This window comes from Erwinia sp. MMLR14_017, from assembly GCF_033657285.1.
In the GTDB taxonomy this organism is placed as follows: Bacteria; Pseudomonadota; Gammaproteobacteria; order Enterobacterales; family Enterobacteriaceae; genus Erwinia.
The window spans coordinates 137,498-156,007 of sequence record NZ_JAWVWP010000003.1 but is presented as its reverse complement, the minus strand read 5'-3'; the positions used below and the strand labels follow the sequence as shown (position 1 = coordinate 156,007).

General features: G+C 54.9%; 21 protein-coding genes. 10 read left to right on the top strand and 11 right to left on the bottom strand.

Annotated elements, in window-relative coordinates:
- Positions 1–50: 50 nt before the first annotated feature.
- The 3 genes from yghX to SD961_RS06260 all read right to left on the bottom strand — a co-directional run bounded on the left by yghX (position 51) and on the right by SD961_RS06260 (position 1,788).
- Positions 51–938 carry a YghX family hydrolase gene (gene yghX, locus SD961_RS06270; RefSeq protein ID WP_318789538.1) on the bottom strand — a complete coding sequence of 296 codons (888 nt, stop codon included), beginning with the start codon at positions 936–938 and terminating at the stop codon, positions 51–53.
- Positions 939–1,079: 141 nt separating this feature from the next.
- The gene (locus SD961_RS06265) at positions 1,080–1,409 is read right to left on the bottom strand and encodes a helix-turn-helix domain-containing protein (RefSeq protein WP_318789537.1); all 330 of its coding nucleotides are present in this window, start codon (positions 1,407–1,409) and stop codon (positions 1,080–1,082) included.
- A complete protein-coding gene (locus SD961_RS06260) occupies positions 1,393–1,788 on the bottom strand; it encodes a type II toxin-antitoxin system RelE/ParE family toxin (RefSeq protein WP_318789536.1) in 396 nt (131 codons plus the stop codon). Before SD961_RS06260 ends, SD961_RS06265 begins: the two co-directional genes overlap by 17 nt.
- 282 nt (positions 1,789–2,070) lie before the next feature.
- Here SD961_RS06260 and SD961_RS06255 point away from each other — a divergent pair, with 282 nt between their 5' ends.
- The 8 genes from SD961_RS06255 to SD961_RS06220 all read left to right on the top strand — a co-directional run bounded on the left by SD961_RS06255 (position 2,071) and on the right by SD961_RS06220 (position 10,951).
- Entirely contained in the window at positions 2,071–3,117 is a 1,047-nt protein-coding gene (locus SD961_RS06255) for a dipeptidase (RefSeq protein WP_318789767.1), read from the top strand.
- 182 nt (positions 3,118–3,299) lie between these two features.
- A complete protein-coding gene (pqqA, locus tag SD961_RS06250; protein WP_071822147.1) occupies positions 3,300–3,371 on the top strand; it encodes a pyrroloquinoline quinone precursor peptide PqqA in 72 nt (23 codons plus the stop codon).
- Positions 3,372–3,426: 55 nt separating this feature from the next.
- The gene (gene pqqB / locus SD961_RS06245) at positions 3,427–4,338 is read left to right on the top strand and encodes a pyrroloquinoline quinone biosynthesis protein PqqB (RefSeq protein ID WP_318789535.1); all 912 of its coding nucleotides are present in this window, start codon (positions 3,427–3,429) and stop codon (positions 4,336–4,338) included.
- A gap of 10 nt (positions 4,339–4,348) precedes the next feature.
- Positions 4,349–5,116, top strand: a complete 768-nt coding sequence (gene pqqC, locus SD961_RS06240; protein WP_318789534.1) for a pyrroloquinoline-quinone synthase PqqC — start codon at positions 4,349–4,351, stop codon at positions 5,114–5,116.
- A complete protein-coding gene (gene pqqD, locus SD961_RS06235; RefSeq protein WP_412916659.1) occupies positions 5,116–5,400 on the top strand; it encodes a pyrroloquinoline quinone biosynthesis peptide chaperone PqqD in 285 nt (94 codons plus the stop codon). The genes pqqC and pqqD overlap by 1 nt, the downstream gene beginning before the upstream one ends.
- Complete coding sequence (pqqE, locus tag SD961_RS06230; RefSeq protein WP_318789533.1) at positions 5,387–6,526, top strand: pyrroloquinoline quinone biosynthesis protein PqqE; 1,140 nt, start codon at positions 5,387–5,389, stop codon at positions 6,524–6,526. Before pqqD ends, pqqE begins: the two co-directional genes overlap by 14 nt.
- A 2-nt stretch (positions 6,527–6,528) precedes the next feature.
- Positions 6,529–9,129, top strand: coding sequence for a pyrroloquinoline quinone biosynthesis protein PqqF (gene pqqF / locus SD961_RS06225; protein WP_318789532.1), 2,601 nt, complete (start codon positions 6,529–6,531; stop codon positions 9,127–9,129).
- A gap of 166 nt (positions 9,130–9,295) precedes the next feature.
- On the top strand, positions 9,296–10,951 hold the full coding sequence (locus SD961_RS06220) for a methyl-accepting chemotaxis protein (protein WP_318789531.1): 1,656 nt from the start codon (positions 9,296–9,298) through the stop codon (positions 10,949–10,951).
- Between the two features lie 98 nt (positions 10,952–11,049).
- Here SD961_RS06220 and SD961_RS06215 read toward each other — a convergent pair whose 3' ends face one another.
- On the bottom strand, positions 11,050–11,985 hold the full coding sequence (locus SD961_RS06215; protein WP_318789530.1) for a LysR family transcriptional regulator: 936 nt from the start codon (positions 11,983–11,985) through the stop codon (positions 11,050–11,052).
- A 95-nt stretch (positions 11,986–12,080) separates the two neighbouring features.
- Here SD961_RS06215 and SD961_RS06210 point away from each other — a divergent pair, with 95 nt between their 5' ends.
- Positions 12,081–13,286 carry an MFS transporter gene (locus tag SD961_RS06210; RefSeq protein ID WP_318789529.1) on the top strand — a complete coding sequence of 402 codons (1,206 nt, stop codon included), beginning with the start codon at positions 12,081–12,083 and terminating at the stop codon, positions 13,284–13,286.
- A gap of 82 nt (positions 13,287–13,368) precedes the next feature.
- Here SD961_RS06210 and SD961_RS06205 read toward each other — a convergent pair whose 3' ends face one another.
- Positions 13,369–13,584 (bottom strand): helix-turn-helix transcriptional regulator, encoded by a 216-nt coding sequence (locus SD961_RS06205; protein WP_318789528.1) that lies wholly within the window; start codon positions 13,582–13,584, stop codon positions 13,369–13,371.
- A gap of 126 nt (positions 13,585–13,710) precedes the next feature.
- On the opposite strand from SD961_RS06205, the gene SD961_RS06200 reads away from it, so the two are divergent.
- Positions 13,711–13,929, top strand: coding sequence for a helix-turn-helix transcriptional regulator (locus tag SD961_RS06200; RefSeq protein ID WP_318789527.1), 219 nt, complete (start codon positions 13,711–13,713; stop codon positions 13,927–13,929).
- A gap of 193 nt (positions 13,930–14,122) precedes the next feature.
- Here SD961_RS06200 and SD961_RS06195 read toward each other — a convergent pair whose 3' ends face one another.
- The 6 genes from SD961_RS06195 to SD961_RS06170 form a co-directional block, all read right to left on the bottom strand.
- Positions 14,123–14,428, bottom strand: coding sequence for a hypothetical protein (locus tag SD961_RS06195; RefSeq protein WP_318789526.1), 306 nt, complete (start codon positions 14,426–14,428; stop codon positions 14,123–14,125).
- Between the two features lie 10 nt (positions 14,429–14,438).
- Entirely contained in the window at positions 14,439–15,704 is a 1,266-nt protein-coding gene (locus SD961_RS06190; protein WP_318789525.1) for a PTS sugar transporter subunit IIC, read from the bottom strand.
- A 48-nt stretch (positions 15,705–15,752) separates the two neighbouring features.
- The gene (locus SD961_RS06185; RefSeq protein ID WP_318789524.1) at positions 15,753–16,052 is read right to left on the bottom strand and encodes a PTS sugar transporter subunit IIB; all 300 of its coding nucleotides are present in this window, start codon (positions 16,050–16,052) and stop codon (positions 15,753–15,755) included.
- A gap of 149 nt (positions 16,053–16,201) precedes the next feature.
- Positions 16,202–16,645 (bottom strand): PTS sugar transporter subunit IIA, encoded by a 444-nt coding sequence (locus tag SD961_RS06180; protein WP_318789523.1) that lies wholly within the window; start codon positions 16,643–16,645, stop codon positions 16,202–16,204.
- Positions 16,646–16,876: 231 nt separating this feature from the next.
- Positions 16,877–17,470, bottom strand: a complete 594-nt coding sequence (locus SD961_RS06175) for an AAA family ATPase (RefSeq protein ID WP_318789522.1) — start codon at positions 17,468–17,470, stop codon at positions 16,877–16,879.
- Entirely contained in the window at positions 17,463–18,404 is a 942-nt protein-coding gene (locus SD961_RS06170; RefSeq protein WP_318789521.1) for a tagatose-bisphosphate aldolase, read from the bottom strand. Before SD961_RS06170 ends, SD961_RS06175 begins: the two co-directional genes overlap by 8 nt.
- Positions 18,405–18,510 lie beyond the last annotated feature (106 nt).

Sequence of the window (18,510 nt, the reverse complement as noted above, 5' to 3'; positions counted from 1 at the left end):
AATTAGCCAGTCGGGCGGGCTTTCCTGCCTGCCCGTATCCTGAGCCACCGTCAGGCCAGATATTGAGTAAACCAGCCCAGCGTTCTCTCCCAGGCCAGCTCAGCCGCTTTTTTATCATAGCGTGGCGTAGAGTCGTTATGGAAGCCGTGGTTCACTTGCGGATAGATATGCGCCTCGTAAACTTTGTTATCCGCTTTCAGCGCCGCCTCGTAAGCTGGCCAGCCTTCATTGATGCGCGTATCGAGCCCGGCGTAATGGATCAGCAGCGGTGCCTTAATGCGGGCTACCTCTTTCGCCTGCGGCTGACGGCCATAGAATGGCACGGCAGCTGCCAGTTCGGGATAAGCCACGGCCGCCGCATTCGCCACGCCGCCACCATAGCAAAAGCCGGTGATCCCCACTTTGCCGGTGGTTCGCTCATCCTGCATCATGAACTCGATCGCCGCGAAGAAATCGTTCATCAATCTGGTGGGGTCGATCTGCGCCTGCATCTCCCGGCCCTTCTCATCGTTGCCGGGATAGCCGCCCATCACGCTCAGTCCGTCCGGGGCCAGCGCAATAAAGCCAGCTTTGGCCAGGCGTCGCGCCACATCTTCAATATAGGGATTCAGGCCACGGTTCTCATGCGCTACCACCACCGCGGGCAGCTTACCGGTGGCTCTGGCAGGCCGGACCAGATAGCCGCGCACGCTCTGATTACCGTTCGGCGAAGGATAATGGATGTACTCAGGCAGGATATCAGGGTCGGTAAACTCTACCTGTTCAGCCAGCGCATAGTTGGGACTGAGCGAAGTCAACAGCGTGGCGGCCGTCAGCCCTCCGACGGCAAACTTACCCGCCAGCGAGAGAAACTCGCGCTTATTTATTTTGCCGTGAACGTAATAGTCGTAAATTTCGAGCAGCTCAGGGGAGAAATCTTTCGCGGTCAGCCGGGCCATAACGGTGCTCCTTTCACGTAAGAACAAGGGAAGTAAGGCTCATTAGCGGCCTGACGGCGCGTCAGCCCTGAACCCAGCATGCCGCATCCCGCTATGCCAGGGGGAAATTTACCTTTAATTTACGTTCTGGCTGGCTCAGGACTACTCCGTAAAGAGTTCCAGCCCGTTACGGTCAAGCGTATTGAGCGTCCGCAAGGCTGCGCCGTTAGGTTTTTTCTCTCCACGCTCCCATTTGGAAACGCTCTCGACAGACATATTCACCACCTCAGCCAGAAAGGACTGACTGATGCCCAGACGATCGCGCATATGCCGGATATCTGCGCCCGTCATCACATGCACTTTCCAAATCTTTGCGCGTAATTCCTGTGCTTTTACCCGGGCATCCGCACGCTGGACGGCTTCGTCCGGGAAGGCGCCAATTTCATTAAAGCTGTGTGCTATTGCCTGTAAATCTTTAAGATGGTTCACCATCGCATTTTACCTCTCGTAATAAACCTTTTTGAATGGCGTCTTTTATGTTCTGTGCCGTAAAGGCAAGAAACTGCGCGGCAGCGTCACGATAACCCGCCAGAGCAGCGTCAGATATCTCTTTGTGACCGCCGCCAGCGACCGATTTTTTAGTCCAGCCGTTGACGAAAAAGAGGTTATTACCGGCTTTAAAAGCGACCACAGAACGCGCGCCACCACTTTTTCCGGATGCCAGCGGGATACGTTTTTTAAATACATTCCCACCCAAATCAGCCTCGAAAAGCCCACGGACGATCTCGCCTGCGGCCTTACAAAGCTTGCTGTCCTCGATCCCTGCCTTCCTGAGATTTCTTTCAAAAACGCGGGTAACAAAAATATCCATCCTGCTTCCTTACAGAGGCCACTCTCTTCCCTGAAACATTAAAATCCGTACTCAGTACTATAGTGATATGTTGACGTCGTATCAATATCACTGCTCAGCATGCAGTGACCTGACTGGCGAATTACCTGAAACTGGCGAAATCCTTTACGAGTAATGGCCTGAAAGGGCAACAATCCAGTTTACTGAGACCGCACTTTTTAACGACGCAGGCCGGTGAAAAATGCGTATGATCGCTGGCAGATTATTGTCAATCACCGCAAGTTACCGAGCTGCCCATTAGCCATGATCCAACTTTCCTCTGCCCCACGCCTGCCGGTTTTTGACGGTCACAACGATCTGTTGCTACGCCTCTGGCTGCCGGCTGAACAGGACCCTGTGGCGCGTTTTCTGCACGGTTCTCTTCCGGGGCATCTGGATATGGCCCGTATTCGTCAGGGCGGCTTTGCGGGTGGACTCTTTGCCGTGTTTGTCCCGCCCGCGCAATTCGTTAAGCAAGGCAGCGAAGCTTATGACGAGGCGCGACACGATCCCTTAGCTATCACTGAAGCCCAAATCGCCTTGCTGCACAGAATTGCAGCGGAAAGCGCAGGCGGTGCGAAAATTTGCCGCACGGCGGCGGAGATTGAGCAGTGCATCCAGCAGGGCGTGCTGGCGATGGTGCTGCATATTGAAGGGGCGGAGGCGCTGGATGAAGAGCTCAGCCAGCTGGAGAGCTGGATAGCGGCCGGGCTGCGCAGCGCAGGCCCGCTGTGGAACCTGGCGAACCGCTTTGGCACAGGCGTTACCGGCAATTTTCCCGGCTCGCCCGACAGCGGCGAAGGGCTGACCCCTTTGGGGCTGAAGCTGCTGCGCACCTGCAACCAGAAAAAGCTGTTGATTGATCTTTCCCACATGAATGAAAAAGCCTTCTGGCAAACCGCTGAGCAGAGTAATGCACCGCTGGTTGCCACCCATTCAAACGTCCATACAATTTGTCCCCAGCCGCGTAATCTTACTGACGCCCAGCTGCGGGCCATTGCGGAAAGCGACGGGTTTGTTGGCGTCAATTTTGGCAACGCTTTCCTGCGCGCCGACGGTAAACGCGACGGCGATACGCCGCTGGGGCAGATACTTCGTCACCTCGAAGGGTTGATGGCTATTCTTGGGGAGGATCGCGTCGGCTTTGGCTCAGACTTTGATGGCATCAGCGTGCCGGATGCCCTACAAGATGTAGCCGGTTTGCCGCGCCTGATCGAAGCCATGGAATCGGCAGGCTATTCCGCGAAGCTGATTGAAAAAATCTGCTGGCGCAACTGGGTAGCCGTACTCAGAAAAACCTGGGGTGAATGAACCATATGGAACATTTAGTGCTCATTTATCCGGTAACCCTGCTGCTTACAGGGTTGATATCGTATAAGCTTAGGCGCAACATTTGTGCGCCAAATTTTCGATATTTGACAACAAGCGCATTACCTGCCGAACTTAACAGGGCAGAACGTTTGATTTTTCATTAACACTGAGAGGATCCCGCCATGTGGACTAAACCTAAATTTGTTGATTTACGCTTAGGTCTGGAAGTGACGCTGTACATCTCCAACCGTTAATCCCTTATGCCCACGGCCTGCTGTGGGCATCTTCTTCTCTTTTCCTGGTCTACACATGCAGATTAACGTTCTCGGCTCTGCGGCGGGTGGCGGCTTCCCACAGTGGAACTGCAACTGCCGAAACTGTCAGGGCGTGCGTAATGGCACCCTGAAAACCTCGGCGCGGACACAGTCTTCGATAGCTCTTAGCGATGACGGCATCAACTTTGTGCTGTGCAACGCCTCACCCGATATTGCCCATCAGCTGGCCGCCACGCCTGCGTTGATTAAAAAAGATGTGCTGCGCGGCACGGCGATTGGCTCGATTATTCTCACCGACAGCCAGATTGACCATACCGCCGGACTGCTGAGCCTGCGTGAAGGCTGTCCGCACCAGGTCTGGTGCACGCCAGAAGTGCATGATGACCTGACCACCGGTTTCCCGGTGTTTACCATGCTGACGCACTGGAACGGCGGCCTGATCCATCATGGTATTACGCCGGGTGAAGCCTTCTCTGTGGCCGTCTGTCCGGCGCTGAAATTTACCGCTATTCCTTTACTCAGCAACGCCCCGCCCTACTCTGCATGGCGCGGTAAGCCGCTGCCTGGCCACAATATCGCGCTGTTTATTGAAGATACCCGCACCGGTAAGGCGCTGATGTATGCGCCCGGTCTGGGTGAGCCGGACAGCGAGCTAATGGGCTGGCTGCAAAAAGCGGACTGCCTGCTGATTGACGGCACGCTGTGGCAGGATAATGAGTTAGCCACCACCGGCGTGGGCCGCAACACCGGCCGGGATATGGGGCACCTGGCGCTGGCAGAGGAGCAGGGGCTGATCGCCCTGCTGGCCTCTCTGCCGGCGGAGCGTAAAATTCTTATTCATATCAATAATACCAACCCGATCCTGGATGAAGAGTCCGCTGAACGTCAGATGCTGACGCAGCTGGGCATTGAAGTCAGCTGGGACGGCATGGTAATTGACCTTTAACGAGATGAAGATGATGTCAGATAATTTTCCCGCAGAGCCGATGACGCCCGAAGCGTTTGAACAGGCTTTGCGCGCCAAAGGCGCTTATTACCATATCCATCACCCGTATCATATTGCGATGCACAACGGCAAGGCCACGCGTGAACAGATCCAGGGCTGGGTAGCGAACCGCTTCTACTACCAGACCAGCATTCCGCTGAAGGATGCGGCGATTATGGCGAACTGCCCGGATCCGAAAACCCGCCGCAAGTGGGTGCAGCGTATTCTGGATCACGATGGTCAGGAAGGCAGTGAAGGAGGTATTGAAGCCTGGCTGCGCCTTGGCGAAGCGGTGGGCCTGGAACGTGATGTCTTGCTCTCTGAGCGGATGGTGCTGCCCGGCGTGCGTTTCGCCGTGGATGCTTACGTCAACTTTGCCCGCCGGGCAGTCTGGCAGGAAGCGGCCTGTAGCTCCCTTACCGAGCTGTTTGCGCCGCAGATCCACCAGTCGCGCCTGGATAGCTGGCCGCAGCACTACAAGTGGATAGAAGCTGAAGGTTACGGCTATTTCCGTGGCCGCCTGAGCCAGGCTAACCGCGACGTTGAGCACGGCCTGCAGCTGGCGCTGACCTACTGCACCACCGTGGAAAAACAGCAGCGAATGCTGTCGATCCTGCAGTTCAAGCTGGATATTCTCTGGAGCATGCTGGATGCGATGAGCATGGCCTATGAGCTGCATCGTCCGCCTTATCACACCGTGACCGACAAGATGTCCTGGCATAAAGAGAGATTAGTGTGATGGTGATTAACGAGCAGCAGATCCCCGCCTTCCGTCGCGGCTACCGTCTGCAATGGGAACAGGCGCAGGATTGCCACGTCATCCTTTACCCGGAAGGTATGGCAAAACTGAATGAGAGCGCCACCGCTATTTTACAGCTGGTGGATGGCAAGCGTTCAGTTGCCGACCTGATTGCCGGACTGAACGCCCAGTTTCCTGACGCTGGCGGCGTGGATGAGGATGTAAAAGAGTTTTTCGGTCAGGCTTACGAACAAAAGTGGATAATCTTCCGTGACCCAGCTTAATCCTCAGGTCAATCCGCCGCTCTGGCTGCTGGCAGAACTGACTTATCGTTGCCCGTTGCAGTGTCCTTACTGCTCTAATCCGCTGGATTTTGCCCAGCAGGAGAAGGAGCTGACCACAGAGCAATGGATTGAAGTGTTCAGACAGGCTCGTCAGATGGGTGCCGTGCAGCTGGGCTTTTCCGGCGGCGAGCCTCTGGTGCGTAAGGATCTGCCGGAATTGATCCGTGCAGCGCGCGATCTCGGTTTTTACACCAACCTGATCACTTCCGGCATCGGCCTGACGGAGAAGAAGATCGATGCCTTTGCCGAAGCCGGACTGGATCATATTCAGATCAGTTTCCAGGCCAGCGATGAGACGCTGAATGCGGCGCTGGCTGGCTCGCAAAAGGCGTTCCAGACCAAGCTGGCGATGGCCAAAGCGGTGAAGGCGCATGGCTATCCGATGGTGCTCAACTTTGTGCTGCACCGCCATAATATCGATCAGATCGATCGCATTATTGAGCTGTGCATTGAGCTGGAAGCGGACGATGTGGAGCTGGCGACCTGTCAGTTTTATGGCTGGGCGCAGCTTAACCGGGAAGGCCTGCTGCCCACGCGGGAGCAGATTGCCCGCGCCGAAGAGGTGGTGCACCGCTACCGCGAGAAAATGACCGCCAGCGGCAACCTCGCTAACCTGCTGTTTGTCACGCCCGATTACTATGAAGAGCGGCCCAAAGGCTGCATGGGCGGCTGGGGAGCCATCTTCCTGAGCGTTACGCCGGAAGGCACCGCCCTGCCGTGCCACAGTGCCCGCCAGCTTCCCGTACAGTTCCCCTCGGTGCTGGAAAGCTCGCTGCAGGAGATCTGGTATGAGTCGTTCGGCTTCAACAAATACCGCGGCTTCGACTGGATGCCGGAACCGTGCCGCTCCTGCTCAGAAAAAGAGAAAGATTTCGGCGGCTGCCGCTGCCAGGCCTTTATGCTGACCGGTAACGCCGACAACACCGATCCGGTCTGCTCTAAGTCTCCGCATCACGGCAAGATCCTGGAGGCCCGCGAACAGGCGAACTGCACCAATATGCAGATAAGCCACCTTCAGTTCCGCAACCGCACAAACTCCCAGCTGATCTTCAAAACGGGCGCCTGAAGATGCAGGCAGTGCGGCGCATCACTCTGGCAAACGGCCTGCGGGTCAATCTGATCCATGATCCTGACGCCAGCCGTGCCGCCGCGCTGATCCAGCTTGCTGCCGGCAGCCATGGCGGCCCGCGCGAGTGGCCTGGCCTGGCGCATCTGCTGGAGCACGTTCTGTTTGCCGGTAGCGAAGGGTATCAGGATCAGCAGCGACTGATGGCCTGGGGGCCAGCAAACGGCGCCAGGCTTAACGCCACTACACAGGCTCACTACACCGCCTGGTTTTTTGACATAGCTCCGGAAAAATTCAGGCCGGGCTTGCGGCGGCTGACAGATATGCTCGCCAGCCCCTTACTGACACAGGAGTCGGTACGTCAGGAAGTAGCGATCATTGATGCAGAGTTCCAGCTCTTATCCCGCCATACGGGGACGCTGTGTGAAGCCGCGCTGAGCCAGGCCTTTGCCACGCCTCAGCGTCTTTATGCGTTTCATGTCGGCAATCGCGCTGCCTTCGGTGAAGACGACGCGGCGTTGCAACAGGCCTTACAGGCTTATCACCAGCGCTTTTTCCGGGCTGAAAAGCTGGAGCTGTGGCTTCAGGGGCCGCAGTCCGTTGCAGCGCTGGCTGAACTTGCTGAAGAGATGGGCGCGATCTTCTCCTCTTTCCCTGCCCTCAGCGAACCTGAAATTCAACCGCTCACTCTGAATTCGCCCCGCCATTATGGTCTGCATCTCGCCAGCGCAGAACGCCTTCAGCTCAGCGCTGCGGTCTCTGGCACGCCAGAAATGCTTGCTGTGCTGCGCGAACTGCTGACGGACAGCGCTGAACGCAGCCTGCTGGCTACGCTGCGTGAGTTGGGGCTGGCCGATGACGTAACGCTGCTTGAACCCTACCGCGCTCCACACCAGTCGTTAATAAGCGTGCAGTTTGAACTCTGTGACGCCGTCGATCCGGCTATCGGTGAAGCCCTGCTCAGCCTGTCTGCCTTAAAACCTGCATCCGGCAAGGGTGGCATCTCGATCTCAGAAGCCGTTTTCACGCCTTCAGTCGTGGAGGCGCTGTTCAGCCGCTGGGTGCAGCAGTTGACCATGCTGAATGAAGATCTGCTCAGCCATTACGCTGCTCTGGCGCGTCGTCGCTTTACGCAGCTTTCTGCGCTGGACCAGCTGCGGGCGCGCGCCTTTGGTTTCGTTCCCCCCACGGCGGATGTCCCACTGACAGAGCGGTGGCAGGCACTGTTGTCAGAGCTTGAGCCGGAAAAGCTGACGGCACTCTGGACCTCATCCCGCGTTGATGCCAGCCCTGTGCAGTTGCAGGGTTTCACGCTGCATAGCGGTGCTGTTGACTGGCAATCAAGCCCTCTCGGCAACGGGCCGGAAATGACGTTTTATGCCGCCGGAGAAACCGACACGCTGCCTTCTCTGCCCGATGAACAGGCGCCGCTGAGGCATTTCCCCGCCTTCTGCCAGCCTGTGCTGCTGCTTAATCCTGCGGCTGACTCCTTATCGCGCCAGGCCGCAGCGCTGGTAGAGGCGGCGTTGCAACCGGTTATCGGCCACTCTCTGCACCAGGGCGGCGAGCTGAGTTTTGCGCAACAGCAGGGTATCTGGCTGCTTCAGCTCAGCGCAACGCCGGATCTGTTGCTGACCATGCTTGCAGCGGCCATCGACGCGCTTGCTACTCTCTCCCCCGCGACGATTTCACAGGGCAAGCGACGTTATCACCAGGCGATGCAGTCGCAGTCGGCGGATATTGCTATCCGCGCGATGCTGGCCCGCCTGCCTGAGCTGATAAGTTCACCTGCGAAAGCGATGCCCAGAACAAGAGCAAAGGGTACCGTGGGCGATCCTCAGCCTGTTGCTGCAAGCCAGGCAGAGATATCCCCGTTAGCCTGTTACGGTGCGTCCAGCCTGTCGGCAGTGCCGTGGCAAGCCACACTTTACGGCGGCGATGCAGCATTGCAGACGGCAATTTCAAGGCTGCTTTCCCGCTGGCCGGTTGGGCCTCTGCCGGGAGCCTCCTACTCATCGCCACAGCAAACCCGGCCAGCCTCAGTAAAGAGAGAGGGCGAAGGCGCTGCTTTGTTGGCAAACATTTCCCCGCCAGCGGCAACAACTGGCGACGAGGCGGCCCTGCTGCTGTTCTGTCCGCTGATCGACCACACAGCAGAGTGTCTGGCCGCATGGCAACTGCTGGCGGCGCTCTACGAGCCGGAATTTTTCCAGCGGCTGCGGGTTGAGCTGAATATCGGCTACGTGGTGAGCTGCCGGTATCATCACTCTGCCGGTGAGGCGGGCCTGCTGTTTGCGCTTCAGTCGCCCACGCTGACCAGCAGAGAGCTTAAGGAACATATCGTGAATTTTATCCGCGCTATGCCCGACGTTATTGCTGATGTCACTGAAGAAGAGCTGCAAAAAAAATCCGCTATTTTGATCGCTGCCCTTCCCGGCCAGGCAATCAAAACCCCAGCGCAATGCCTGGCGCACTGGCAGCAACAGCAGCTGAACTTACCCGGCCTCTCCCCCTCCCTTTTGGCGTCTTTTTCCCGCGAAAAACTCCACAGTTATTCCCGGCGGTTAGCCACAGAAAATTCGGGCTGGATTTGGGCTGATTAACTCAGCAATGCCTGCCGTGAAGGGAAATAATACTGTGCAGAGCGCCGGTGAGCAGGTTTGTGAGTAATAACAACGGACTTCACTCTGCTCCTGAGAGTGCTTAAAGTTAAGCCACTTTGTACCGATAACCTTTTTACCAGGTTATCTCCCCTACAGAGTAAGCACCATGCTTAAAAATATTAAAGTCGTTACCAGCATTCTCATTATGTTGATCGTCTTCAGTGCGTTGCTGCTGCTCTCCAGCGGCCTCTCCTTTAACGCCATCAATCAGGATAAAAATAACTTCGTGCGTGCCAGCGTGCTGACCCAGCAGCAGGGGCAGCTCAGTGACGCCTTACAGACGTTGCTTAAAACCCGCATTACCATTAACCGTGCCGCCATCCGTATCCTCAAGAAGCAGACCGATCCCGCTTCACTGGCCGGGATCACCAAACTGCTCGCCACTGCCAGCACCACGCTGGACGACGCTGCCCTCCACTTTTCCAGCTATAAGCAGGCGCCTCAGCAGAGCGGCCAGAATGGTGAGTTAGCAACTGCGGTGAGCGATCGCTACCAGCAGATGTTCGATACGATGAAGATGTCGATTCAGTATCTGAGCGCCAATAACTACGAGGCCTACGGTAATCTGGATGCGCAGAAAGCTCAGGACGACCTCGAAAACAGCTACAATCGCTGGCGGGAACAGAACAACCAGCTGCTGGCCGTGGGGATGACAGAGAATCAGACAGGGTTCACCCATATGATGTGGACACTGGCTACCGTTGTGCTGGTGTTGTTGCTGTTGGTTATCTCCGTTTGGGTAGTGATTAAACGTGTGCTTCTGACGCCACTGAAACAGCTTCTGGCCCATATTCAGCGCATCGCCGCGGGTGATCTCTCCGATACGCTGGTGGTGGAAGGCCGCAGCGAGATGGGGCTGCTCGCCAGCAATCTTACCGCCATGCAGCAGTCGCTGATTGTCACCGTGGGTCATGTACGCGAAAGCTCTGATGCCATCTTTACCGGTGCCAGCGAAATCTCCCTCGGCAATAACGATCTCTCTGCCCGTACCGAGCAGCAGGCTGCCTCACTGGAGCAAACCGCCGCCAGTATGGAAGAGCTGACTGCCACCGTGAAGCAGAATGCCGAAAACGCCCGCCAGGCATCGCAGCTGGCGAAAAGCGCCTCCGATACCGCAGAGAAAGGCGGCAAAGTCGTGGATGGCGTGGTGAAAACCATGAGCGAAATTGCCGGCAGCTCGAAGAAAATTGCCGATATCACCAGCGTGATCGACGGCATTGCCTTCCAGACCAATATCCTGGCACTGAACGCGGCGGTGGAGGCAGCACGCGCGGGTGAACAGGGGCGTGGTTTTGCCGTCGTCGCCGGTGAAGTGCGTAATTTAGCGCAGCGCAGCGCGCAGGCTGCGAAAGAGATCAAAACCCTGATTGAGGCCTCGGTCAGCCGTGTGGACGCAGGATCGCTGCAGGTCGCCACCGCTGGCGAAACCATGCACGATATCGTCAATGCCGTGGTGCGTGTGACAGACATTATGGGCGAAATCGCCTCAGCTTCGGATGAGCAGAGCCGCGGTATCGATCAGATTGGGCTGGCGGTGACAGAGATGGATCGTGTCACCCAGCAGAACGCCTCGCTGGTACAGGAATCTGCGGCGGCCTCCGCTTCGCTGGAGGAGCAGGCAAGCCTGCTTTCACAAGCCGTTGCGGTATTTAAAATCGGTCAGCCGATGCCCGTCAGCAAGCCGGTAAAAACGCTGAAAGCTGCCGCGCCACGTAAAGCACTGGCCGTGAGTGCTGAAGAGGGAAACTGGGAAACGTTTTAATTGCTCTCTCTGGCCCTGTTGTCAGCTGATGGGGCCGGATTAGCTTGAGATCTCCCGAGTGATTTTTACGTTGTCTGTCGGGCGCAGTGGGAAGCGAGCTATTTTACCGGCGCCTGCGTGCCCCCGATGATCGGCAACACTTCGCGCATCATCTCCAGAAAACGGCGCAGCTTGGCGGGATAGAAGCGGGCGTAAGGATAAACCAGATAAATGGGCAACGGCGCCGCGTGCCACGCCGGGCAGAGATGCTGTAATCGCCCTTGCTCAATATCCTCTTTCACCGCCCAGGATGAGGCGATGCCCACCCCCATGCCTGCCAGCATCGCATTGCGCAGGGCATAGAGACTGTCTGTCAGCAGCTGAGGGCGAATAGCAATATGCTGCGTCTCTTGCTGCTCGCTGGTAAGGGTAACCTGCTGACGATAGAAAGTGCTCAGTGCCACCCAGGGTAATTCTGCCAGCCCGGCAGGATGCTCAATAACGAGACCGGAAGCGAGAAGTTGTGGAGCGGCGACCACAATACGCGGGATCTCCGCCACCAGCAGCGCCACCACAGAAGGATCGGTCACCGTACCGACGTGCACGGCACAGTCAACGCCTTCGGCAATAAAGTCCGGCCGCCTGTCGCTGAGCATCCATTCCACCCGCATTTTGGGATAGCGTTGCAGATACTCCTGCAATGGCCCGATCATCTGATCCTGACCAAACGCATGGGGCACCAGCACCCGAAGCAGACCTTTCGGCTCTTCAGCGGCCCCTTGCAGATCGTCCTCTATTGCCTGCCACTGTTCCACCAGTGCTTTGGCGTGGGCAAAACAGCGCTCGCCATCATCGGTCAGCTTCATCACGTGCGTGGTGCGTTGCAACAGCTTAACCCCCAGCAGTCGCTCCAGTGACTGCAACCTCCGGCTGACCGTAGGCTGAGAGGTTTCCAGACGCAGAGCCGCCGCAGAGAGCGTGCCTGCTTCGACAATAAGGACAAATGTTTGCATCAACGCTATACGGTCAATGCCTGACAAGGCCGTTTCTTTCATGCATCCAGCGTATAACAGTTTTACCCGGCAGGGGACTACCCATTGCCGGAGAATAGGGTAAAAATGTGATCATTATCACTCAATGAGTCTACATTATGTCCTTAGCTGAAACCGCTACCCCGCAGGAAAACGGCCTGACAGGCCGTACCGTCTTTATGCTTGCTACCGGCGCAGGCTTTGCCGTCGCCGCTATCTATTACAGCCAGCCGATGCTGGGCATCCTGGTAAATGAACTGCATGCGGGCGTCAGTACGGTTGGACTGGTTCCCACCCTCACTCAAATTGGTTACGCGCTGGGTATCTTGCTGCTGGCCCCGCTGGGCGATCGTCACGATCGCCGTCAGATCATCATCCTGAAAGGCGTTCTGCTGACGCTGGCTTTACTGCTGAGCGCCTTTAGCGGCGGCATTATTATGTTGCTGGTAGCGAGTCTGGCGGTCGGCATCACGGCAACAATGGCTCAGGATATTGTTCCCGCTGCGGCAACCCTCTCCCCTGCCGCAAGCCGGGGTAAAACGGTAGGCACAGTGATGACCGGCCTTCTGCTGGGCATTCTGCTTTCCAGGGTGCTGAGCGGCTTTGTGGCAGAGTTTTTTGGCTGGCGGAGCATGTTTGGTGCCGCAGCTATCATGGTGCTGGCCATTACCCTGATCATCTGGCGAAGCCTGCCCGCTATTCCTGCCAGCACCACCATGAGTTATCCGGCACTGCTCGCCTCAATGCGCCATTTGTGGCGAGATTATAAACCGCTGCGCAGAGCCACACTGGCGCAGGCGCTGCTTTCGGTAGGATTCAGCGCTTTCTGGTCAACCCTGGCCGTTATGCTGCATGAGGTCTACCAGCTGGGCAGCGCCACCGCAGGCCTGTTTGGGCTGGCGGGCGCGGCAGGAGCATTGGCCGCACCGCTCGCAGGTTCACTGGCCGACCGTCGCGGCCCGGAACTGGTGACCCGCATCGGCACTACGCTTGCGACCCTCTCCTTTGCGTTGATGTTTCTGCTGCCGCTGTTGCCCGTGCCTTACCAGCTTGCTTTGATAGTGGTTTCTGCCGTGGGGTTTGATTTCGGCGTCCAGTCGACGCTGGTGTCACACCAGTCGATTATTTTCAGCCTGGAGCCAGCAGCACGCAGTCGGTTGAATGCGCTGATGTTCACCGGTGTGTTTATCGGTATGGCTGTAGGATCGGCACTGGGCAGCGTGATCCTTGAATTTGCGGGTTGGCAGGGCGTGGTCGTGATGCTGACGCTGGCCGGACTCGGCAGTATGGTGGTGCGCTGGATGAGTAAAAACTTACATCCTTAACGCAGAGAGCAGGAATTCAGAACGAGTGTGGGACGCAGAGCGGAGCCTGCTACACGGATAAAGATAATAACGTGGCACGAAGTTATTTTTTTCTTTTGTACCGGGTTGGCCAGATCTCTTCCGGTAGTTTGCCCAGCGCAGCCGCGATCAGCTGCTCGCCTTTAGGCCAGGGACGGCGCAGAGCGTTTGATAATGTTGAAGAAGCTAGTCCGGACTCTCTGGACAATGCTGATAAAGTCGTCCCCTTTTTCTTTAATGCAGCAATAATATCGGCAGGGTGCCAGTCCTCATTATTCATAATGACTCTCTTTTAACCTGGTTAAAGTCATGCATGTAGACTATGAGTCACAATGATATCACGTTATTTTCCAATTGTGACTAATAGTCCGTGGACTTATAGGCTGCAAAGCGCAATGCTGAGCAGATGGAAAAGCTAAACACCACTAAAATTCTTTTTGGAAAAAGAGTTAAACAACTCAGACTGCAGGCAGGCTTGTCGCAAGAAGCATTCGCACTAAAATGCGGGCTGGATCGGACCTATGTTTCTGGAATTGAACGAGGTTTGCGTAATCCCACTCTGGAAGTTATTGCGGTTCTGGCCACCGGTCTTGGCACTGAAATGAAAACGCTAATTGAATTTTAATCGCAAAAGTTCAATATTTTTTATGTTTTATATTAAGCTAATTCATTCTCTTGCCCATTAATTAAAATAATTACTCCCCTAAGCTTTCATAAAAAACATTTTCCCTTTTTAATCAGGAAAAATAATATTTTTCGGATTTTATCGCAGGTGTTTAGGGAAATGAGCGGCGTTTCACGCCGCTCCATGCTTATCGCTAAAATCCATAGCGAATAGCATCTTTGCTTTGTTGCATAAGTTCATCGATTTTGATGGAGTAGTGTTCTACCCCAACCCCATCCCGCGCCTGTGAACATTCCCGGCGTTTCGCGTTATAGGCTTTCATCAACTGAGCCTGCGCAAAACCAGGTTTGCCATAGCACGCCATGCTCTGCTCCCAGCAGGCAATCGCCAGCTCCATCTCTTGCTGTTCCTGGTAGCGTTTTCCCAGCTCGTTTAGCGCCGTGGCACACTCTTTCGCCGGTAAGCCTTGTTGCATGATCGCGGTAATTGCTGGATCCATAGAGCCTCCGTTAATGGAAGAAGTTAAGAATGTGGCCAAAGAGTAACCCTACCCCTATCACGTCTGAATCACTGAAAGTGACGTTGGCCATACCGTATTGCCCTAACAGCGGCAACAATAATGCAGGCAGCAGCGTGATAAACAGGCCATGGAAGATCCCGCCAATCATCGCACCGCGACGACCGCCCACAGCATTGGCAAAGATGCCTGCGGTCCCGCCTGCAAAGAAGTTGGTCAGCATACCGGGCAGGATCATCGCCAGCCCTACCCAGGGGAACAGAAACATGCCCAGCACCGAACCAATCGTAGTGGAAATAAATCCGATAATGACCGCATTAGGGGCATAGGGGAACAGCACCGGGCAGTCCAGAGCCGGGATAGCATTAGGGACGATACGTAAGGCAATTCCCCGGAACGCTGGCACAATCTCCGCCAGCAGCAACCGGACACCGGAGAGCAGAACATAAACCCCAACCACAAATTGAATCGCCTGCAGGAAAGCGTAAACCAGATAGTTCACCCCATTTGACGAGGCGGCGACCACCTCGGGTCCGGCAGCGATAGCCGGAATCAGGTAAACAGGTATCATAACTACCATCATCGACAGGTAAGTATCCTGCAGAAAGGACAACGCCTGCGGCAGTTCAAGATCTTCAGTGCTTTTACTGGCATCCCCGGTAACCTTTGCCACGCCAGCCTGCACGATATAGCCCAGGGTACAGAAGTGCCCCAGCGCAATATCGTCGCCGCCGGTAATTTTACGCACAATGGGCTGAGCCAGTGCGGGCATAAATACGGCCATCATGCCCGCGATAATGCCGCCCGGCACAATCAGTTCGACGCCACGCAAACCGCCCATATAACCAATGACGGAGCAGACCGTTGCCATCCATAAAGATGCCTGCCCGGTCAAAAAGATATATTTATAACGAGTAAAACGGGCAATGGCGATATTCACACTAAAAGCGATGACCATAATAAGTGCCGTTTCACGACCCAGCGTTTGCTGTGCAATCCCGGCTATTGAACCGACATCCGTCACCACGCCACGCATATTAAATCCCTTCTGGAATATTTCTCCCAGAAAGGTCAAGGTCGCGACAATAATATTCGCCCCAGCCAGGAGCACTAAAAAACCCAGCAGCGTTTTTAATGTTCCGGTGATGACCTGACCCGGACTTTTTTTCAGGGCAATCAGTCCAATCATGGCGATAAGCGCGATTAATATTGACGCCTGCCCCAGCACGTCATGCACAATAAAGGTAAGGAAAGACATAGTAGTCCCCTGTTCTTTTTCACAGTAAACGGAAAAGTGTAAAGTCGATCAGTTCATGAAACCTTTTTCTTTTAAAACCGGTTCCAGCTTTATTTTTATTTCGTTTTTATCCACCAGCCGCTTAAGATAAATAATAGTTGCGTTGATGGTGTAGTGTTGAAACTGCGAGCGAAAATTCTCGCCAGTCATAATAATATCGGCTCTGGATGAGGTAGCACTGGAAATATCGCAATGTGATAAATCTGCCTCCACGCCAAGATCCTTAAGTGCAGCTTCAATACTCATTTCACACGCAAAGCTGCTGCCCAGCCCTGCGCCGCACACTGCAAGAATAGATAACTTTTTCATCGGGTATTCCTTAGTTGATCATCTGTAGGTTTCTTGCCGCTACCACTTAATGCGGATCGGGGTGCCGTTGTTCTGCTGCCTCATCCCGCAGCCTGAAATCTCCTGCTTACAGCCGCTCTCTGCCGGAGAGAAATGTTTATAGCGCCCGGTCAGAACTGCTTAAGGATCGCCAGTACCTCCTGCTTACTGCAGGCATTTTTTAATTTCTCCACCGCGTTTTCTTCACAAAAAAGCTGTGAAAGGCTGGCGATCATTTCAATATGTGAATGACTGTCGGTGGCTGCCAGAGCAAATACAACATACACAGGATCATTATCCGGACTATTAAAACTCACTCCTTCAGAGATAATAATTAATGAGAGCGCTGTAGTGATTACGCCCTCCTCGGGCCTGGCATGGGGCATTGCAATGCCCTCACCAAGAACGTAATAAGGCCCTATCTCCCGATGCATATCATAAATGGCATTGAGATAACGTGGCTCTACTGCACCGGCATCGATCATTGGCTGAACGGCAAACGCAACGGCTTGTTGCCAGTCTTTTACCTCAGAATAAATATTCAGGTTAGATTCATTAATCCAGTCAGTCAGCATAATTTTCCTTATTTATAAAATAAGCGTTTATTCAATATACTTTCCTGTCAGTATTAAAAACGTGATCCAGCCACCTGTTTGAAAATTGCTTCAAAAATAGTTTGATATCGATGGGGAATTAAAAATTAAAAACCACAGGCTTTCGCTGGTTATATAATAAAAAACCAGTCACTCCAGATTAAATTAAATAAATCAGAAATACTCCCGCTGTTAATGAAGGCGGGAAATACATCAGCCGTAATTGACGTTCATTAATACCTCTTTTATCCAGTTAACTATTTTTTCATTATCTGCAGGCTGCATCTGGTCAGCCACATAGAGCGGACTTAAACGCATGGGTTCAGCTTTTTCTGCCAGTGCGATCAGCTCCGGAATGTACTCCGCTCCCGGATGGCCGGGTAAGCGATCCGCCAGTCTTGAGGCATAACGCTCTGCTGCCAGCTCTCCACTAATCTGACACCATACTTCAGCCAGTGACCTGACCCCGGCCCGATGTAACCCAGCGATTAACGTTTGTTTGGGCTGAAAACCAAACCAGGCATCGACGATAAAAGTACATCCCTGCGGAGCGGCGGCAATCACCGACCAGATAGCCTGATAGCTGGCGATACCCAACCGGCGGTTTAACGGGCGATCCACCTCTGCAAACTGCTGCATAAAAGGCTCTTTAATGCCGTCAACCGACAGTAAAGGCCAGCCGGTTGCGCCGGAAAGCGCATTGGCTATGCTGCTTTTTCCCGAAGCGGGAATACCGTTAACCATCACCACGCGTTTTCCTGCGTTAGCTGGCATTGCGTGGCTGGCATCAGCCCTTCTCTCAGACATGGTTGGCCTGCTCCTCACTTTTTATTTGAGCCCTGGGAGCTGAAAAATATTTCCCGATTACCGCCTGAATTTCCCGTAGTCTTGGCACTGCCAGCGTTTCCAGCTTCTCGCGGGTCACCGTTCTGTCCAGAGAAATACAATCTTTCCATAATGCCCTGCCGGCAATCACGCCGGAAGCACCATTGCTCATGGCATCGGCCACCTGGCCCAGGAAAGTGGTGTGATCAACACCGGCAGAAAGCACGGCCCACGGCACATCGCCCGCCAGTTCAGTGATAGCGGCACAAGCTTGTGGAGAACCCGGATAGGGGATTTTAAGCACTTTCGCACCGCATTCCAGCGACAGTCTGGTGCCGGCATAAATCAGAGAGGGAACGGCGTTTTTGTAATCCGCATCGCTTTCCCCTTCCAGTTGATAGGTCAGGAACTCCACCACCAGCAGCAAATCTTCCCGCGCGAAATCGTCGATACAGTGACGAAGGATCGCCAGATTGTGGTCGTTGGCCTCGGGTCGGTCGGCGCGCAGATAAACCATAATTTTCCCGCCGTTACCACCCAGTTCCCGCACCTTGCGAGCGTTTATACCTTCAACCAGCCGGGAGTTGCGATAGCCCGCTTCGGTGGTATCCCAACCGGAGGCATCCAACCCAATCAGCAGGGCGGTATCGCGGGCAATAATCCCTTCATCAACCAGATCGGGGACGGCACAGACGGGATCGACCAGTACGCATGAAGCCTGGCTGGCAAGATATTGCGTGATATCGGCTTTAATGCGGCCGAGCTGCTGCTCGGAAATGCGCTTTTGCTGCTCTGGATCGGCAGAGAGCAGGCTGCGCATGGCGCCGCGTTGGTCGCAGGCGATCACCAGCATGGCGCCATTGCTGCCACAAATTTGTTGATACCCGCGCAGTTCGGAAGTGGACATGTGTGACATTTGATTCTCCTAGACAGGTTTACAGGATTTACTTCACGGTTAAAGCCTCTTTTTTCAGTGTGCGACCTCATACCCTTTCCCCTGGAGCATCAGTGCTGATGCGGCG

Coding starts and splice junctions, on each gene's coding strand:
- yghX (WP_318789538.1), bottom strand. CDS start 938: ATGGCCCGGCTGACCGCGAAAGATTTCTCCCCTGAGCTGCTCGAAATT.
- SD961_RS06265 (WP_318789537.1), bottom strand. CDS start 1,409: ATGGTGAACCATCTTAAAGATTTACAGGCAATAGCACACAGCTTTAAT.
- SD961_RS06260 (WP_318789536.1), bottom strand. CDS start 1,788: ATGGATATTTTTGTTACCCGCGTTTTTGAAAGAAATCTCAGGAAGGCA.
- SD961_RS06255 (WP_318789767.1), top strand. CDS start 2,071: ATGATCCAACTTTCCTCTGCCCCACGCCTGCCGGTTTTTGACGGTCAC.
- pqqB (WP_318789535.1), top strand. CDS start 3,427: ATGCAGATTAACGTTCTCGGCTCTGCGGCGGGTGGCGGCTTCCCACAG.
- pqqC (WP_318789534.1), top strand. CDS start 4,349: ATGATGTCAGATAATTTTCCCGCAGAGCCGATGACGCCCGAAGCGTTT.
- pqqD (WP_412916659.1), top strand. CDS start 5,116: ATGGTGATTAACGAGCAGCAGATCCCCGCCTTCCGTCGCGGCTACCGT.
- pqqF (WP_318789532.1), top strand. CDS start 6,529: ATGCAGGCAGTGCGGCGCATCACTCTGGCAAACGGCCTGCGGGTCAAT.
- SD961_RS06220 (WP_318789531.1), top strand. CDS start 9,296: ATGCTTAAAAATATTAAAGTCGTTACCAGCATTCTCATTATGTTGATC.
- SD961_RS06215 (WP_318789530.1), bottom strand. CDS start 11,985: ATGAAAGAAACGGCCTTGTCAGGCATTGACCGTATAGCGTTGATGCAA.
- SD961_RS06210 (WP_318789529.1), top strand. CDS start 12,081: ATGTCCTTAGCTGAAACCGCTACCCCGCAGGAAAACGGCCTGACAGGC.
- SD961_RS06205 (WP_318789528.1), bottom strand. CDS start 13,584: ATGAATAATGAGGACTGGCACCCTGCCGATATTATTGCTGCATTAAAG.
- SD961_RS06200 (WP_318789527.1), top strand. CDS start 13,711: ATGGAAAAGCTAAACACCACTAAAATTCTTTTTGGAAAAAGAGTTAAA.
- SD961_RS06195 (WP_318789526.1), bottom strand. CDS start 14,428: ATGGATCCAGCAATTACCGCGATCATGCAACAAGGCTTACCGGCGAAA.
- SD961_RS06190 (WP_318789525.1), bottom strand. CDS start 15,704: ATGTCTTTCCTTACCTTTATTGTGCATGACGTGCTGGGGCAGGCGTCA.
- SD961_RS06185 (WP_318789524.1), bottom strand. CDS start 16,052: ATGAAAAAGTTATCTATTCTTGCAGTGTGCGGCGCAGGGCTGGGCAGC.
- SD961_RS06180 (WP_318789523.1), bottom strand. CDS start 16,645: ATGCTGACTGACTGGATTAATGAATCTAACCTGAATATTTATTCTGAG.
- SD961_RS06175 (WP_318789522.1), bottom strand. CDS start 17,470: ATGTCTGAGAGAAGGGCTGATGCCAGCCACGCAATGCCAGCTAACGCA.
- SD961_RS06170 (WP_318789521.1), bottom strand. CDS start 18,404: ATGTCACACATGTCCACTTCCGAACTGCGCGGGTATCAACAAATTTGT.